Source organism: Streptomyces sp. NPDC006174, assembly GCF_040614075.1.
Classification (GTDB): Bacteria; Actinomycetota; Actinomycetes; order Streptomycetales; family Streptomycetaceae; genus Streptomyces.
The window spans coordinates 243386-259569 of sequence record NZ_JBEXTJ010000003.1; the positions used below are offsets into that span (position 1 = coordinate 243386).

15 protein-coding genes are annotated in these 16184 nt (G+C 71.8%); 3 read left to right on the plus strand and 12 right to left on the minus strand.

Translation table 11 applies throughout. From position 1 onward, the window contains the following. Positions 1-98: 98 nt before the first annotated feature. Complete coding sequence (locus ABZ267_RS08730; RefSeq protein WP_356750763.1) at positions 99-1253, minus strand: methyltransferase; 1155 nt, start codon at positions 1251-1253, stop codon at positions 99-101. 169 nt (positions 1254-1422) lie between these two features. Further along, positions 1423-1635 carry a hypothetical protein gene (locus ABZ267_RS08735; protein WP_356750765.1) on the minus strand — a complete coding sequence of 71 codons (213 nt, stop codon included), beginning with the start codon at positions 1633-1635 and terminating at the stop codon, positions 1423-1425. Between the two features lie 164 nt (positions 1636-1799). Between ABZ267_RS08735 and ABZ267_RS08740 the strand changes: the two genes are divergently transcribed. Beyond that, positions 1800-2357 (plus strand): GH25 family lysozyme, encoded by a 558-nt coding sequence (locus ABZ267_RS08740; RefSeq protein WP_356750767.1) that lies wholly within the window; start codon positions 1800-1802, stop codon positions 2355-2357. A 204-nt stretch (positions 2358-2561) separates the two neighbouring features. After that, positions 2562-3380, plus strand: a complete 819-nt coding sequence (locus ABZ267_RS08745; RefSeq protein WP_356750769.1) for an endonuclease — start codon at positions 2562-2564, stop codon at positions 3378-3380. 7 nt (positions 3381-3387) lie between these two features. Here ABZ267_RS08745 and glsA read toward each other — a convergent pair whose 3' ends face one another. After that, positions 3388-4740 (minus strand): glutaminase A, encoded by a 1353-nt coding sequence (gene glsA, locus ABZ267_RS08750; protein ID WP_356750771.1) that lies wholly within the window; start codon positions 4738-4740, stop codon positions 3388-3390. A 12-nt stretch (positions 4741-4752) separates the two neighbouring features. After that, positions 4753-4920, minus strand: coding sequence for a hypothetical protein (locus ABZ267_RS08755; RefSeq protein WP_356750773.1), 168 nt, complete (start codon positions 4918-4920; stop codon positions 4753-4755). Positions 4921-5108: 188 nt separating this feature from the next. Between ABZ267_RS08755 and ABZ267_RS08760 the strand changes: the two genes are divergently transcribed. After that, positions 5109-6224, plus strand: a complete 1116-nt coding sequence (locus ABZ267_RS08760; RefSeq protein WP_356750775.1) for a chemotaxis protein — start codon at positions 5109-5111, stop codon at positions 6222-6224. Between the two features lie 52 nt (positions 6225-6276). Here ABZ267_RS08760 and ABZ267_RS08765 read toward each other — a convergent pair whose 3' ends face one another. From ABZ267_RS08765 to ABZ267_RS08800, 8 genes are all read right to left on the minus strand, one after another. After that, positions 6277-7233: a D-2-hydroxyacid dehydrogenase family protein gene (locus tag ABZ267_RS08765; protein WP_356750777.1), complete on the minus strand. Its 957-nt coding sequence runs from the start codon at positions 7231-7233 to the stop codon at positions 6277-6279. Between the two features lie 60 nt (positions 7234-7293). Continuing rightward, positions 7294-9690: a phosphoketolase family protein gene (locus tag ABZ267_RS08770; RefSeq protein ID WP_356750779.1), complete on the minus strand. Its 2397-nt coding sequence runs from the start codon at positions 9688-9690 to the stop codon at positions 7294-7296. A gap of 119 nt (positions 9691-9809) precedes the next feature. After that, positions 9810-11222: an NADP-dependent succinic semialdehyde dehydrogenase gene (locus ABZ267_RS08775; protein WP_356750781.1), complete on the minus strand. Its 1413-nt coding sequence runs from the start codon at positions 11220-11222 to the stop codon at positions 9810-9812. A gap of 154 nt (positions 11223-11376) precedes the next feature. Continuing rightward, positions 11377-11835: an ATP-binding protein gene (locus ABZ267_RS08780; protein ID WP_356750783.1), complete on the minus strand. Its 459-nt coding sequence runs from the start codon at positions 11833-11835 to the stop codon at positions 11377-11379. A gap of 171 nt (positions 11836-12006) precedes the next feature. After that, a complete protein-coding gene (locus tag ABZ267_RS08785; RefSeq protein WP_356750785.1) occupies positions 12007-14103 on the minus strand; it encodes a xanthine dehydrogenase family protein molybdopterin-binding subunit in 2097 nt (698 codons plus the stop codon). A gap of 28 nt (positions 14104-14131) precedes the next feature. After that, complete coding sequence (locus ABZ267_RS08790; protein WP_356750787.1) at positions 14132-15142, minus strand: xanthine dehydrogenase family protein subunit M; 1011 nt, start codon at positions 15140-15142, stop codon at positions 14132-14134. Beyond that, on the minus strand, positions 15139-15702 hold the full coding sequence (locus ABZ267_RS08795) for a 2Fe-2S iron-sulfur cluster-binding protein (RefSeq protein WP_356750789.1): 564 nt from the start codon (positions 15700-15702) through the stop codon (positions 15139-15141). Before ABZ267_RS08795 ends, ABZ267_RS08790 begins: the two co-directional genes overlap by 4 nt. An 87-nt stretch (positions 15703-15789) precedes the next feature. Continuing rightward, a complete protein-coding gene (locus tag ABZ267_RS08800) occupies positions 15790-16179 on the minus strand; it encodes a hypothetical protein (protein ID WP_356750791.1) in 390 nt (129 codons plus the stop codon). Positions 16180-16184 lie beyond the last annotated feature (5 nt).

The following is a 16184-nucleotide window of genomic DNA, read 5'->3' on the forward strand; positions in this document are numbered from 1 at the left end:
CCTCCAGAGTCTCGCGTCCGCGTCGCCCGTGTGCGGCGGCGCACACAGTAGAACGTGTTGCAAGAATCCGGAAGGGCCAGGAACTCTGATCTCCGCCGTCAGCGCTTCACCGCACGCAGGACCACGAACTTCGGGTCGCCCGCCACCGTGGTGCAGTTGCCGAAGATCCGGCGCAGGTGCGTGTGGTACGAGAGGTGCCGGTTGCCGACCACCCAGAGTTCGCCGCCCTGCCGCAGCGCGGTGCGCGCGCTGACGAACATGGTGCGGGCGGTGGCGTCGGTCGTCGCCATGTGGGAGTGGAACGGCGGGTTGTTGAGCACCAGGTCCAGGCTGCCCGGAGCGAGGTCCGCGAGTCCGTCGCCCACCAGGAAGTCCGCCTTCGCACCCTCCGGCGCACCCAGGCGGAACGTCTCTTCGGCCGAGGCGACGGCCCCGTACGACTCGTCGACGAACGCGACGTGCGCGTCGGGATTGGCGAGCGCCGCGGACAGGCCGAGGACGCCGTTGCCGCAGCCGAGGTCGGCGACCTTGACGGATCCGCCGCGGGTCGGCAGGTGCTGCAGGAAGAAGCGGGTGCCGACGTCCAGGCGCTCGGCGCAGAAGATCCCGGCGTGGTTGACGGCGGTGCGACCGGCGACGGGGCCGACGTCGGCGGGCAGCTCGTAGCGGCGGGGCCACGGGCTCGGCGTACGCGGCAGCTCGAGGTCCGGCGTGGCGAAGATGAGCCGCGCCTTGCGGACCGCGAGCGAGGTGCGGGTCGGCCCGACGATCCGCTCGAAGAGCTTGAGGGTGGAGGTGTGGATCTCCTTGACCATGCCGGTACCGATGACCACCGTGCCGGCGTGGAGCGCGGGGGCGATCCGGTGCAGCTGGTCCTCCAGGAACGCCAGCGACTTCGGCACCCGTACCAGCAGCACGTCGATCCGGTCCGGCGGTGTGTCGCGCGAGGACAGCAGCGTCACGGCGTCCGGTTCCAGGCCGTTGCGCTCCAGGTTGGCCAGCGTGGCGCGCCGGGCCAGGTAGGAGTCGCTGATCTGCGCGGGCCGGTGGGCGGCCAGCGCGGTGGCCAGAGCACCCCACCGGTCCCCTACGACGGCGACCGTGCCCGACAGGTCGACGGGTCCCGTCTCGGGATCCGTCAGCTGCCGGAGCAGGTATTCGTCGGCGGCGTCCCAGGCGCGGAAGGGATCGCTCGGGTGCTCGGGGAAGCGGGCGAGCTCGAAAGTGCCCTGTGAGGTCGTCAAACGGTTCATATGTCACTCAGGCTAACCGAGGAACCAGGTCAGGCTGACCGAAGGACCGCGACAGGCTGACCGAGGGGCCGGAGGCGCCCCACACGCTCCCCGGCCCCTCGGTCGTATCGTCCCGCCGCCCACCGCGCCGACCGCACTCCGCCGGCCTGCGGCCGGGCGGCCGGCTCGGTCAGGGCAGCTGCCTGTCGAGGGCGGAACGCCCCTCGTCGGCCAGCTTGCGCCGGGCCCACTCCAACGTCTCGGGCGTCAGGTCCCGCCCGGAGGCGAGCACCACATCCTCCGGGCTCGGCCGATCGCTCTCACCCGTGTGCAGGAGCCGGTCCGGTGTGACGCCCGACGCCTCGGGCACGGCCTCGGATACGGATTCGGGATCTTCGCTCATGCCGCCTCCTCCTCGTCCTTGCGGCAATTCTCGCGCCGTACGGGCCCGGCCGCATCCGAGAGGGCCGGGCCCGGTGGGCCACCCGGGAGAGTGAACCGGTCATTGGGCCGTACGAGGAGTGGGCAGAACCGGAATGTCGGTTCTCACCTCTTGAGGCGGTGCCTATGCTCCACGGCGTCGACGTCAGCGCCTATCAGCCCTCCTACGACACGGACGGCCTCGATTTCGTCTTCATCAAGTCGTCCGAGGGCCGCAGCTATGTCAATCCGCGTCTCGACGCCCAGGTGAAGCGAGCCCGGGACGCCGAGTGCGTCGTCGGCTTCTACCACTTCCTCTGGCCGGGGGACGTGAAGGACCAGGTGGCGTACTTCCTGAGCAGGACCCCGGAGAAGGAAGGCGATCTGCTCGCCGTCGACTGGGAGCAGACCGGCGGCGGCACACGCGCGAGCAGCGCGGAGAAGGACCGTTTCATCCGTGCGGTGAAGCGCGAGCGGCCCGGCCACCGCGTCCTCCTGTACTGCAACCGGGCCTTCTGGCGCACGCAGGACACCAGCGACTACGCGGGCGACGGGCTGTGGATCGCGGATTACGTCTCCGCCGGCAAGCCCCGGATCGAGGCGTCCTGGCGGATCCATCAGTACACCGACGATCCGCTCGACAAGAACGTGGCCGACTTCGGCTCGGTCCAGGAACTGCGCGACTGGGCCGCCGCCGGCGGCTAGCGGACTTCCGGCCCCTGAAGCAACCGTGGCCCAAGGGCCCGACCAGGCTCAATCTTGACCTGCACATGATAGGTACACGGCGTTCACACGCGGGCCACGGTGCGTGTGGAAGGCTCCCGCGTACCACACATCGCACGGCCGCCCCGACGAACGCCCCTACCTAGGGCCGGAGTCGTGGTGCCGCGTTTCGAGAGGACACCCCACATGTCCCGTCGCCATTCGTTCTACGCGCGTCCACTCCTGGCCACCGCGGCCGCCGTCGCCGTCCTCGCGGGCACCGCGGCAGCCGCACCCGCCGACACTCCGCCAAACCGTCCCGCCACCCTCGCCGCCGCACTCGACGACACGTACTACCAGGACGCCCTCGGCAAGACCGGCACCGAGCTCAAGTCGGCCCTGCACACGATCATCAGTGACCAGACCAGGCTCTCCTACAGCCAGGTGTGGGACGCGCTCAAGGCCACCGACCAGGACCCCGCCAACTCCTCCAACGTGGTCCTCCTCTACACCGGCCGCTCCCAGTCCAAGAACGACAACGGCGGCAACGCCGACCAGTGGAACCGCGAGCACGTCTGGGCCAAGTCGCACGGCGACTTCGGTACGGCCACGGGCCCGGGCACCGACATCCACCATCTGCGGCCCGAGGACGTCTCGGTCAACTCCGCCCGCGGCAACAAGGACTTCGACAACGGTGGCGGCGAACTGGCCGAGGCGCCGGGCAACCTCACCGACGGTGACTCCTTCGAACCGCGCGACGCGGTCAAGGGAGACGTGGCCCGCATGATCCTGTACATGGCCGTGCGCTACGAGGGCAACGACTCCTTCGCCGACCTCGAACCCAACGACCAGGTGAACAACGGCTCGGCGCCGAAGATGGGCAAGCTCTCCGTGCTGAAGCAGTGGAGCCAGGAGGACCCGCCGGACGCCTTCGAGAAGCGCCGTAACGACGTCATATTCGAGCAGTTCCAGCACAACCGGAACCCGTTCATCGACCACCCGGAGTGGGTCGACGCCATCTGGTAGGCCCGGCTCACTCCTCCTCGGACAGGACCTTCGCGGAGCCCTCCACCGCCGCCTCACGGGTGGCGTAACGCGGCAGGTCCTGGCCGATGTCCTCCCGCACGACGTCCGGCGGGCCCAGCAGGTTGCGCGGGTCGACGACCGCGGCGCGCCGGCCGTCGCTGGAGAGCCGGGCCAGACCGATGTGCAGCATCGACAGCGCCACCGAGTCGATGGAGGTGACGGCGTGCAGGTCGAGCACGACGGAGCTGTCCGCATCGGGCCCGGTCTCGTCCAGCGCGTACAGCACGCGCTCGGCCGCCGTGAAGTCGATGGCGCCCTGCGTGACGACCACGCCGACCTTCTCGTGCAGGACCCGCTCGTGCTCGGCCGAGGGTGCGGACGGCAGGTCGTCGGCGGTGGTGACGAGGCTGACGGTGGAGCCGGGCAGCGCCGGGTTGAGCATCAGGTGGAGTCCGTACCGCTGCGAGAGCGCGCCGAGTGCGGCCTGGCCGCGTACCGACGTACCGGTGGTGTCCAGTGGCGGGCTGTAGGTGGCGAGGCCGAAGCGGGCCGGGCCGACCGCGATGAGGCCGCCGGAGACACCGCTCTTGGCGGGCAGCCCGATCCGCAGCAGCCACTCCCCCGAGCCGTCGTACATGCCGCAGGTGGCCATCACGGCGAGCACCCGGGCCGCGACCTCCGCCGAGACGACCTGCTCGCGGGTGACCGGGTTGACTCCGCCGTACGCGAGGGTCGCGGCCATCGTCGCGAGGTCGAGCGCGGTGACACGTACCGCGCACTGCCGGAAGTACCGGTCCACCGCCAGCACCGGATCGACGGGCATGGTGCCGGTGGCGCGGATCAGGTAGGCGAGCGCCCGGTTGCGGTCGCCGGTCATCGACTCGGAGAGGAACACCTCCTCGTCCACATCCAGTTCGCGCCCGGCGAAGCGGCCGAGGCAGCGCAGGATGCGTTCGAAGGCGGGTTCGTCGGGACCGTCGGGGATCAGCGCGGTGGTGACGATGGCACCGGCGTTGACCATCGCGTTGGCCGGCCGGCCGGTGCCGGGTTCGAGGCTGATGGCGTTGAACGCGTCGCCGCTCGGCTCGGCGCCGACCCACCGGCTCACCTCGTCCAGGCCGAGGACGGAGAGCGCGAGGGCGTAGACGAACGGTTTGGAGACGGACTGGAGGGTGAAGGGCACCTCGGCCTCGCCCGCGCTGTAGCGGTGGCCGTCCATGCTGACCAGAGCCAGTCCGAAGGCCTCGGGGTCGGCCAGGCCCAGCTGCGGGATGTAGTCGGCGGGCCGGCCACCGGGCAGGTCGCCGAATTCGGCGCGCATCCTCTTGAGCGAGTCGGTCACCGCGTCGGCGGCGCTCATCCGCGCCGCCCCTCAGCCGCGCTCGGCCTGGACGACGCACGGGAAGGTCTTCACCCCGGCGGCCTCGCGGCTGTTGGCTTCAAGCTTCTTGGCGGCCTCCTGCCGGGCGCGTTCGGTCTCGGCGGAGACGGCGGGAACCAGGAGCCGGGCCCGGTGGCGCGAGGAAAGGTTCGCTTTCACGGACGGTCCGTCCAATCAGGGGATGAGGAGAAGACGAGCATGAAGGAGGAGGCCGCGAGCGTGGACATCGCGCCGCCTCTCCGCAGCCGTTGATCACCAACTCGCTCATACTAGGATCAAACGGTATGAATTGACTCGTCGAAGCATCCGCTTCATACGGGAGCGGGTTCGATCCCCGGGAGGGAACGATGGACACGGACGCCCTGACCGCCGGCCTGTTGCGGGAGCTGCGGGCGACCCGGCCCTATCCGGCCCTGTCCCTGACGATGCCGACCCACCGCACGGCCCCGGACAACGCCCAGGACCCCGTGCGGCTGCGCAACCTGGTGGCGGAGGCGGTCCACCGTCTGGACGCCGATCCGCAGGTGAGCCGGGAGACGGCCGCCGCCGTCAAGGCCGAGCTGGACCGGGCGGTGGACGAGGTGGATCCGCGCCGGGCGCTGGACTCGCTGGTCGTGCTGGCCACGGCCGACGAGCACCGGATCTGGCAGCTGCCACGCACCGCGCCCGAACGGGTGGTGCTCAGCGACAGCTACCTCACCCGCAACCTCGTCGCCGCGAAGGCCCAGGCCCGTCCGTACTGGGCGCTCACCGTCGCCGCCGACCACGCCACCCTGTGGAACGGCACGGACGGCTCCATCGAGGTGCGCGAGACCGGCGGCTTCCCGCTCAACGCGCCGAAGGAGCCGCCCAACCCGCAGCGCGAGGAGCGGATCGGCGACACCCCGAGCACCTTCTCCGACGAGGACACGCGGAACTTCTTCCGTACCGTCGACGAGAAGCTGCGGGCCCTGCTGGCCGCCGATCCGCGTCCGCTGTACGTGATGGGTCTGCCGCCCGCCCTCTCGCTCCTGGACCACATCGGCGAGAGCGCGAAGGCGGCCGTCGGACGCGTCGCCAAGGGCGCACCGGCCGACCTGCCGCCGGCCGAGGTCCTCAAGGAGCTGCGGCCCGCTCTGGAGGAAGGCGCCCGGCAGGCCACCGCCGACGTCGAGCGGCGCCTCGACAACGCGCGCAGCGCCCACGCGTTCGCCGGCGGGCTGGACGAGGTGTGGGCAGCGGTCCGGGAGGGCCGAGTGGGGCTGGTGGCGGTGGAGGAGCACTTCCAGACCACCAAGCGGGTGACCGACGAGCACCTGGAGCCGGTCGCCGAAGGGACCACGCCGGCGGAGGATCCGGAGGTCCGCGAGGACATCGTGGACGAGCTGATCGAAGCCGCGCTGGACGGCGGGGCCGACGTGGCCTTCGTCGCGGACGACTCGCTGGCCGAGCACGGCCGGATCGCGGCGGCGCTGCGGTTCTGAGGACCACGGGCCAGCACGAGGCCGCCTCCGTACGCGACGTACGGAGGCGGCCTCAGCCGATCCGGCGGACCGGCTGCCCGTCGAGGAACGCCCGGATGTTCTCGACCGCCTGGCCGTAGTACGTCGCGTAGTTGGCGCGCGAGACGTACCCGAGGTGCGGAGTGGCGAGCAGGCGTGGGGCGGTGCGCATCGGATGGCCGGCCGGGAGGGGTTCGGTGTCGAACACGTCGATTCCGGCTCCGGCGATGGTCCCGACGTGCAGCGCCGCGAGCAGGGCGTCCTGGTCGACGATGGCGGCCCGCGAGGTGTTGACCAGGTAGGCGGTGGGCCGCATCCGGGCGAGCTCGGCGGTACCGATCAGGCCTCGGGTGCGCTCGCTCAGCGCCAGGTGTACGGAGACGAAGTCGGCGGCCTCCAGCAGCTCCTCCTTGGACGCGGCGAGCGCGGTGCCGACCTCGCGCGTACGTTCCTCCGTGAGGTTCTGGCTCCAGGCGACCACCTCCATGCCGAAGGCCCGGCCCACCTGCGCGACCCGGCTGCCGATCTTGCCGAGGCCCAGCAGCCCGAGCGTCCGGCCGTGCAGGTCGGCGCCCACGGTGGACTGCCAAGGCCCGTCCGCGCGCAGGCCGTTCGCCTCCGTGACGATCGAGCGGGCGAGGCCGAGGAGCAGGGCCCAGGTGAGCTCGACAGGCGGCGTGGAGGAGCTGGCGGTGCCGCAGACGGTGACGCCGTGGAGCTCGGCGGCGGCGAAGTCGATCACCGAGTTGCGCATGCCGGAGGCGATCAGCAGCCGGAGGCGGGGCAGCCGCGCGAACACCTCGGCCGGGAACGGGACCCGCTCGCGCAGGGTGACGACGATGTCGAACTCCGCCAGGGCGGCGGCCACTTCCTCCGTCGAGCCCAGGTGCTCGGTGAACGTGACGACGTCCACGTCAGCGGTGACGGACGACCAGTCGGCGGCAGTGGCGGCGGACTGGAAGTCCTCGATCACGGCGCAGCGCAGCTTCATAGGGGCTCTCTCCCTGCGGGCGGGGTCAGGCGGACACCCTCCATGATCGCCCCAACTGCCTCAGCCGCTCCAGCTCCACTCCTCCACCTCGGGCAGGTCGACGCCGTGCTCGCGGATCCAGGCGTGGTGACGGGTGCGGGCGTCGTCCATCGCCTGGCGTACGGCGACCGCACGGACGCCGAGCTCCGGCACCCGGTCGATGACGTCCATGACCAGCCGGTAGCGGTCCAGGTCGTTGCGGACCACCATGTCGAACGGCGTGGTCGTGGTGCCTTCCTCCTTGTAGCCGCGCACATGCAGGTTGACGTGGCCCGTCCGGCGGTAGGCGAGCCGGTGGATCAGCCACGGATAGCCGTGGTAGGCGAAGATGACCGGCTTGTCGCGGGTGAAGAGCGCGTCGTACTCGTCGTCCGTCATCCCGTGCGGATGCTCCTCGTGCGGCATCATGCGGGCGATGTCGACGACGTTGACCACGCGGACGGCCAGCTCCGGCAGATGGCTTCGGAGCAGATCGGCGGCGGCCAGCACCTCCTGGGTCGGCACGTCTCCGGCGCAGCCGAGCACCACGTCCGGCCCCCGGCTGCCGTCCTCGGTCCCGGCCCACTCCCACGCACCGGCGCCACGGGCGCAGTGGGCGCGGGCCTCCTCCATCGTGAGCCAGTCGAAGGTCGGCTGCTTGCCGGCCACGATCACGTTGACGTAGTCCCGGCTGCGCAGCGCGTGATCGGCCACCGAGAGCAGGGTGTTGGCGTCCGGCGGCAGATAGACGCGGACGACCTCGGGGCTCTTGTTCAGGATGTGGTCGACGAAGCCCGGGTCCTGGTGCGAGAAGCCGTTGTGGTCCTGGCGCCAGACGTGCGAGGTGAGCAGGTAGTTGAGCGAGGCGATCGGGCGCCGCCAGGGCAGCCGGCGCGAGGTGCGCAGCCACTTGATGTGCTGGTTGACCATCGAGTCGATGATATGGGCGAACGCCTCGTAGCTGGAGAAGAGCCCGTGCCGTCCGGTGAGGAGGTAGCCCTCCAGCCAGCCCTGGCAGAGGTGTTCGGAGAGCACCTCCATCACCCGGCCGTCGCGGGCGAGGTGTTCGTCGGTGGGCAGGGTTCGCGCCTGCCAGGCCTTGCCGGTCGCGCGGTAGAGGTCCTGGAGCCGGTTGGAGGCGGTCTCGTCCGGGCCGACCACCCGGAAGTCCCGGCGCTCGGCCGTCGCGGTCATCACCGCCTCCAGGAGTCCGCCGAGCACCTGGGTCGGCGAGTGGGAGGCGGAGCCCGGCTTGTCGACGCGTACGGCGTGGTCCTCCAGGGCCGGCAAGGGCAGCGCGCGCAGGAGCAGACCGCCGTTGGCGTACGGGGTCGAGCCGAGGCGGGCCGTGCCTTCGGGGACGCAGGCGAGGACCTGTCCGGTGGGACGGCCGTCGGCGTCGAAGAGCTCCTCGGGCCGGTAGGAGCGGAGCCAGGCTTCCAGCTGGCGCAGGTGCTCCGGGTTGTCGCGGACGCCGGAGAGCGGGACCTGGTGGGAGCGCCAGGTGTTCTCGACGGGCAGGCCGTCGACCTCCTTCGGGCCGGTCCAGCCTTTGGGCGTGCGCAGGACGATCATGGGCCAGCTGGGGCGCTCGGTGACTCCGTCCTCGCGGGCGGCCCGCTGGTGGGCCGTGATCCGCTCCACGGCGGTGTCCATCGCGGCGGCCATCGCCCGGTGGACGGTGGCCGGGTCGTCGCCGGTGACGTACAGCGGGTCGTGGCCGTAGCCGCGCAGAAGCTGGTCGAGTTCGTCCTCGGGCAGCCGGGCCAGGACCGTCGGGTTGGCGATCTTGTAGCCGTTGAGGTGGAGGATGGGCAGAACGGCACCGTCGTGGACCGGGTCGAGGAACTTGTTCGCGTGCCAGGAGGCGGCGAGCGGTCCGGTCTCCGCCTCGCCGTCACCGATCACGCAGGTGACCAGCAGGCCGGCATGGTCGAAGGCGGCGCCGTAGGCGTGGGTGAGCGCGTAGCCGAGTTCGCCGCCTTCGTGGATGGAGCCTGGCGTCTCCGGTGCGACATGGCTCGGCACGCCGCCGGGGAACGAGAACTGCTTGAAGAGCGCGCCCATGCCCTCGGTGTCGCGGGGCACGTCGGGATAGGTCTCGGAGTAGCTGCCTTCCAGCCAGGCGTTGGCGAGGACGGCCGGGCCGCCGTGGCCGGGGCCCCAGATACAGAGCGCGTCGAGGGACCGGTCCTTGACGACCCGGTTGAGGTGGGTGTGGACGAGGTTGAGACCCGGCGAGGTGCCCCAGTGGCCGAGCAGCCGGGGCTTGATGTCCTCGGGGGCCAGCGGCCGGGTCAGCAGCGGGTTGGCCATCAGGTAGATCTGGCCGACGGCGAGGTAGTTGGCCGCGCGCCAGTGCGCGTCGAGCGCGGCGAGCTCCTCGTCGGAGAGGGCGGACGGGGTGGGGGTGTCGCTCGCATCGCGGGTGTCGCTCACGGAGCAGGTCTCCTCGTCGGGTGACGGCGCACGGGTGGTCGGGGCGGCCTCAGGGGGCGTCCGGCGGATCCTGACCGGGGGCGCGACGCCTGGCACGGCACCCCTGGGAAGGCCGGGGCTCAGGACTTTTCGGGGCCGTACCAGAGCGTGGTCGCGTTGCAGAACTCGCGGATGCCGTGTCCGGCCAGCTCACGCCCGTAACCGGAGCGCTTGATACCGCCGAAGGGCAGGGCCGGGTGCGAGGCGGTCATCCCGTTGAAGAAGACCCCGCCCGCCTCCAGGTCGCGGGCGCACCGCTCCTGCTCCCCGGCGTCCCGCGTCCATACGTTGGAACTCAGGCCGAACGGCGTGTCGTTGGCCAGGTGCACCGCCTCGTCGAGGTCGGCGACCCGGTAGAGCGTGGCGACCGGGCCGAAGGTCTCCTCGCGGTGGACGCGCATGGCCGGAGTGATCCCGGCGAGCACGGTCGGTCGGTAGAACCAGCCGTTCTCCAGGCCGCCGTCCAGCTTGTCGGGACGGCCACCGCCGCACAGGACGGCGGCGCCGCGCTCCACGGCGTCGTCCACCAGCTCCTCCAGGTCGGTGCGGCCCTGTTCGCTGGAGAGCGGCCCGACGTCGGTGGTCTCCTCCAGCGGGTCGCCGACGGTGAGGGCCCGCATCCCGGCGGTGAAATGCTCGGCGAACTGGTCGTACACCTCGGCGTGGACGATGAACCGCTTGGCCGCGATACAGGACTGGCCGTTGTTCTGGACGCGGGCCGTGACCGCCGTGGCCGCGGCCTTCTCGACGTCGGCCGACGGCAGGACCACGTACGGGTCGCTGCCGCCGAGCTCCAGCACGGTCTTCTTGATCTCGTCACCGGCGGTGGCGGCGACGGCGCGGCCGGCCGGTTCGCTGCCGGTGAGGGTGGCCGCGGCGACCCGCGGGTCGCGCAGGACGGCGTCGACGGCGCCCGAGCCGATCAGGAGCGTACGGAAACAGCCGGCCGGGAATCCGGCGCGGTGGAAGAGGTCCTCCAGGTAGAGCGCGGTCTGCGGCACGTTCGACGCGTGCTTGAGGAGGCCCGTGTTGCCCGCCATCAGCGCCGGAGCGGCGAAGCGCACGACCTGCCAGAGCGGGAAGTTCCATGGCATCACGGCGAGGACGACACCGAGCGGCCGGTAGCGGACCAGGGCGCGGGAGGCGCCGGAGTCCGTCACGTCGTCGGGGTCCGGGTGCTCGTCGGCGAGCAGGCGCTCGGCGTTGGCCGCGTACCAGCGCATCGCCTTGGCGCACTTGGCCGCCTCGGCGCGGGCCGCGACGACCGGCTTGCCCATTTCGAGCGTCATCGTCCGGGCGATGGTGTCGCGGTCCGTCTCCAGCAGGTCGGCGGCCCGGTTCAGCCAGGCGGCGCGCTGCTCGAAGGGGGTGGTGCGGTACTGCTGGAAGGTGGTGTGGGCAGCGGCGATCCTGCGCTCGGTCTCCTCCTCGCCCAGCGCGTCGTAGGACCTGATCAGTTCGCCGTTCGCGGGGTTGACCGTCGCGATGGGCATGGCAGTGGCCTCCTTGCATCGGTACTTCGACGGTGCCGCGCCTCGTGGTCGGACGCAACGCGGCCCCTCCTCCCGCACGTACCCGGCCGACGCGGATCATGCGTGCCGGGTGGGGCACGTTCCGCGTCGGCCGGGTGTGCGAGCTGTCGGGGATCTATACGAGCGCCGCCGGCGGGGTGCGGCGGGATTCGCGGACGCCGGGCAGCGGCGGGTACGGGAGCAGTCCCGCGGTCTGCTGCGCCTGGGCGTAGCGGGTGAACCAGACCACCTTGCCGTCCGTGGTCCGGCAGGTGCCCCAGCTGTCGCTGAGCGCCATCACCCGGCTCAGCCCGCCACCGGCCGGCAGCAGCCGCGGCATCCGCGCGCTGTTGTCGGCGACGGAGACGGTGACGTGCCGTCCGGTCCAGCGGAGTTCGACGACGCACTCGTTGGTGTCGCCGACATGCCGGTGGACATTGGTCAGGAGTTCGTCCATGGCCCGGCACACCGGCCGGACGTGGAGTTCGAGACTCCAGTGACGAAGGTGTGCGGCGACGATGCGCCGCACCTGGGCAACGCGCTCTGCCGACACCTGCAGTTCGACCGAATAGTGCCGGTCGAGTGGAACGGTCATCGTCGAGGCTCCTCACCACGAGGCCCACATGCTTCACCCCGTCGTACCAACGCCCCCCGAACACGAAGCGTGAGCACCAATCACTTCTGGGTCACTCAACAGGGTGACTCGGGTGGGCCGTCCGCGCAACAGATGAGCTGTTCGCGCTGGTGAGCGCCGTCCGGCCGGTCGTCAGACGAGGTACGGCAGCAGTCGGTCCGGCGTGAGCGGCAGTTGGCGGATCCGGGCGCCGGTGGCGTGGCGGACCGCGTTGCCGATGGCGGCCGCGGTGCCGACGATGCCGATCTCGCCGATGCCCTTGGAGCCCATGGGGTTGAGGTGGCGGTCGTCCTCGTCGATCCAGTGCGCCTGGATGTCGAGCGCGTCGGCGTTGACGGGCACGTGGTAGGCGGCGAGGTCCTTGGCCGTGAAGTCGCCGAAGACCGGGTCGATGGCGGAGCCCTCGGTGAGCGCCATGCCGATCCCCATGACCATGCCGCCGATGAACTGGGAGCGGGCGGTGCGGGCGTTGAGGATCTTCCCGGCGGCGTAGACGCCGAGGAGCCGGCGCACCCGGACCTCGCCGGTGACGGAGTCGACGGCCGTCTCGGCGAAGTGGGCGCCGAAGGCGTGCCGTGCGTACGGGGATTCGGCGGCGGTCTCCTCCTCGGTGTCGCCGGTGGCGGTGAACCCCTCGGCCGGCAGTGGGCCGCGGTGCTCGGCGAGGCGGGCGGCGAGCGCGGTGGCCGCCTTGTGCACGGCCCAGCCCCAGGAGGCGGTGCCGGAGGAGCCGCCGGCCAGCGGTGCGGTCGGCAGGTCGGTGGAGCCGATGGCCACGTCGACGGCCTCCACGTCCACGCCGAGCGCCGAGGCGGCGATCTGGGCCAGGACGGTCCGGGCGCCGGTGCCGATGTCGGTGGCGTTGACCTCGATCCGGAAGGTGGAGTCGGCCGCCGCGTGGGCGCGCGCGGAGGACCGGGAGACGAGGACGGGGTACGTCGCGGAGGCCACGCCCGTACCGAGGAGCCAGCGGCCTTCCTGGCGGGCGGCGGGACGCGGGTCGCGGCCCTGCCAGCCGAAGCGTGCCGCGCCCTCGCGCAGGCAGGTGGCCAGGCCCCGGCTGCTGAAGGGGCGGTCGCTGTCCGGTTCGGTGGCCGGGTCGTTGCGCAGCCGCAGTTCGATCGGGTCCATGCCGAGCGCGGAGGCGAGTTCGTCCATGGCGGACTCCAGCGCGTACATCCCGGACGCCTCGCCGGGTGCGCGCATCCAGGAGGGGCTGGGGACGTCGAGGGCGGTCACCTGGTGGGTGGTCGTGCTGTCCGGCGATCCGTACATCGTGCGGGCGGGTACGGCGGCCTGCTCGACGAACTCCTTGATGGTGGAGGTCTGGGTGACGACCTCCTGCGAGAGCGCCTGGAGCGCGCCGTCGAGGTCGGCGCCGAGGCGCACCCGCTGGATCGTCGGCGCGCGGTGGCCGACGACCTCCGCGAGCTGGGCGCGCGGGAAGACCATCTTCACCGGGTGGCCGGTGTGGCGGGCTGCCATGGCGGCCAGGACCGGCTGCGGCCGGGTCGTGCCCTTGGAGCCGAAGCCGCCGCCGACGTGCTCGGAGACGACGGTGATGTGCTCGGAGCCGAGGTCGAAGGCCTGCGCGAGGCTCTTGCGTACGGCGTTCGAGCCCTGGCTGGAGTCGTGGACGGTGAGGTGTCCGTCCGTCCACCACGCGGTGGCGGCGTGCGGCTCCATCGGGTGGTTGTGGAGCGAGGTCAGGTGGTACGTGGCGTCCACCTGGACGGGAGCGGCGGCGAAGGACCGTTCGAAGTCGCCGCGCCTGCGGACGGCCGGGAAGCCGCCGTTGGCCTCCTCCGGTGTGTAGAGGCCCGGGTGGTCCTCGGTGAGGGTCACGTCGTGCTCGGTGGATTCGTACTCGACGAGCAGCCGCCCGGCGCCGGTCCGGGCCGCCTCCAAGGAGTCGGCGACGACGAGAGCGATCGGCCAGCCGTGGTGCGGGACCCGGTCGCTCTGGAGGACGGCGAGGATCGGGTCGTCGGGTTCGGCGAGCCGGGGCGCGTTGTCGTGGGTGAGGACGGTGTGCACGCCGGGGACGGCGAGCGCGTCGACGGCGCGTACGGCGGTGACCCGGCCGGCGGCGATGGTGGCCGGGACCGGCCAGGCGTACAGGCATCCGGGCGGGGTGTGCTCGGCCGCGTACCGGGCGGCGCCGGTGACCTTGTCCCGGGCCTCCCTGCGGACGACGGGCGCACCGGTGAGCTGCGGGGCGTGGGACATGGCGGCGGGGCCTCCGGTCGGTGGGGTGTCAGGTGGTCGGGTCGGCCTCGGCGGCGTGCGGCTCGCTGAGTTCGGCGAGGACGTCGAGGGCCACGCGGCAGACGAGGTCCACCTTGAAGGCGTTGTCGCGCAGAGGCCGGGCCTCGGCCAGTTCGGCGATCAGGGCGTGCTGGAAGGCGGCAGGTGTGGCGGGTGCGCCGAGCAGTTCGGCCTCGGCGCGGCGGGCGCGCCAAGGCCGGTGGGCGACGCCGCCGAACGCGAGCGTGGCGCGTTCGACGCGGCCGTCGTCCACCTGGAGGGTGGCGGCGACGGAGACCAGGGCGAAGGCGTACGACGCGCGGTCGCGGGCCTTGCGGTAGCGGGAGACCGTACCGGGGGCCGGCGGCGGGAGCACCACGTCGGTGATCAGCTCGCCGGGCCTGATCACGGTGTCCTGGTCGGGGTTCTCGCCGGGCAGCCGGTGGAACTCGGTGACCGGGAGGGCGCGTTCGCCCTCGGGTCCGAGCAGCAGGACCGTCGCGTCGAGCGCGGCGAGGGCCACGGCCATGTCGGAGGGGTTGGTGGCCACGCACTCCTGCGAGTGCCCGAGGATCGCGAGGTCGCGGTGGTGGCCTTCGCGAGCGGGGCAGCCGGAGCCGGGGAGCCGTTTGTTGCAGGGCTTGGAGACGTCCTGGAAGTAGGTGCAGCGGGTGCGCTGGAGGAGGTTGCCGCCGGTGGTGGCGGTGTTGCGGAGCTGCCCGGAGGCTCCGGCGAGCAGCGCCTGCGAGAGCGCGGGATAGGTACGGCGTACGTCGGGATGCGCGGCGAGGTCGCTGTTGCGGACGGTGGCGCCGATGCGCAGACCGCCGTCCGGCGTCGGGGCCACCCGGTCCAGCGGCAGCCTGGTGACGTCGACGAGGAGGCCGGGTTCCTCGACGCCGAGTTTCATGAGGTCGACGAGGTTGGTGCCGCCGCCCAGGAAGCGTGCTCCGGTCCCTTCCGCGCAGAGCCGTACGGCCTCGGCGGTGGTGGTGGGTCGCTGATAGCCGAACGGTTTCACGGCGTCACGTCCTCGATGGCTTCGACGATCCGGGGGTAGGCCCCGCACCGGCACAGGTTGCCGCTCATCCGCTCGCGGATCTCGTCCGCGTCCAGAGGAGCGGGGTTCTCGGTCAGGGCGTGCGGCGGGGTGGCGTGGGACGGATGGCCGTCGGCGGCCTCCTTGAGCATCCCGACGGCCGAACAGATCTGTCCGGGCGTGCAGTAGCCGCACTGGAGGGCGTCGCGTTCCACGAAGGCCTGTTGCAGAGGGTGGAGGGTGTCGCCGTCGGCGAGACCCTCCACCGTGGTGATCTCCGAGCCGTCCTGGGCGACGGCGAGCAGCAGGCAGCTGTTGGCGCGGCGGCCGTCCACGAGGACCGTGCAGGCCCCGCACTGGCCGTGGTCGCAGCCCTTCTTGGCACCGGTGAGGCCGAGCTGTTCGCGCAACAGGTCCAGGACCGTGGTGCGGTGGTCGAGCGTCACCTCGGTCTCCTCCCCGTTGATGTGGAGGGTCACGGTGGACCGTTCGACGGTGACCGGTTCCGGTGCGGTGACCGTCTCCAGGGCGAGGGAATCCATGCGCGAGCACCTTTCGCTACGGGCCGCTGTCGACCCGGTTCACAGGCTTTCCGGCGTACGTGGCGCCCGTCGGGGGCGCCGTACGCGTCAGCGGTTCTCCAGGCGCAGCCGTACCTCCTGCTCCTGGTCCCCGGCCGCCGTACCGACGACGCGTACGGCGAACGCGCCCGTGAGGTGCGTACGGAGCCGGTCGACGGCCCAGTAGCCGCCCTGGGCGTCCACCGTGACCGGGGCGGAGAGCGTGACGGGTTCGGCGGCGGCCTTCGGCTCGGAGACGTCGACCGTGGTGACCCAGACGGTCGGGCGGGGACCGCTCGTGGCCTCGGGTTCGTCGCCCGTGTCCCGGTCGGAGTCGAAGGCGCTGCCGAGCACGCCGAACACGCTCCGCGCGTCCGCGAGGTCGCACCGGCTCAACGACACCAGCACCTCCTGGCCGGCCGAGGAGTCGTCGCCGCTTCGTTCGGGGGTGCTGTTCACGAGGT

Excerpts from the sequence above, each read along its gene's own strand:
- ABZ267_RS08730 (WP_356750763.1), bottom strand. The coding sequence starts at position 1,253 with ATGAACCGTTTGACGACCTCACAGGGCACTTTCGAGCTCGCCCGCTTC.
- ABZ267_RS08735 (WP_356750765.1), bottom strand. The coding sequence starts at position 1,635 with ATGAGCGAAGATCCCGAATCCGTATCCGAGGCCGTGCCCGAGGCGTCG.
- ABZ267_RS08740 (WP_356750767.1), top strand. The coding sequence starts at position 1,800 with ATGCTCCACGGCGTCGACGTCAGCGCCTATCAGCCCTCCTACGACACG.
- ABZ267_RS08745 (WP_356750769.1), top strand. The coding sequence starts at position 2,562 with ATGTCCCGTCGCCATTCGTTCTACGCGCGTCCACTCCTGGCCACCGCG.
- glsA (WP_356750771.1), bottom strand. The coding sequence starts at position 4,740 with ATGAGCGCCGCCGACGCGGTGACCGACTCGCTCAAGAGGATGCGCGCC.
- ABZ267_RS08760 (WP_356750775.1), top strand. The coding sequence starts at position 5,109 with ATGGACACGGACGCCCTGACCGCCGGCCTGTTGCGGGAGCTGCGGGCG.
- ABZ267_RS08765 (WP_356750777.1), bottom strand. The coding sequence starts at position 7,233 with ATGAAGCTGCGCTGCGCCGTGATCGAGGACTTCCAGTCCGCCGCCACT.
- ABZ267_RS08775 (WP_356750781.1), bottom strand. The coding sequence starts at position 11,222 with ATGCCCATCGCGACGGTCAACCCCGCGAACGGCGAACTGATCAGGTCC.
- ABZ267_RS08780 (WP_356750783.1), bottom strand. The coding sequence starts at position 11,835 with ATGACCGTTCCACTCGACCGGCACTATTCGGTCGAACTGCAGGTGTCG.
- ABZ267_RS08785 (WP_356750785.1), bottom strand. The coding sequence starts at position 14,103 with ATGTCCCACGCCCCGCAGCTCACCGGTGCGCCCGTCGTCCGCAGGGAG.
- ABZ267_RS08795 (WP_356750789.1), bottom strand. The coding sequence starts at position 15,702 with ATGGATTCCCTCGCCCTGGAGACGGTCACCGCACCGGAACCGGTCACC.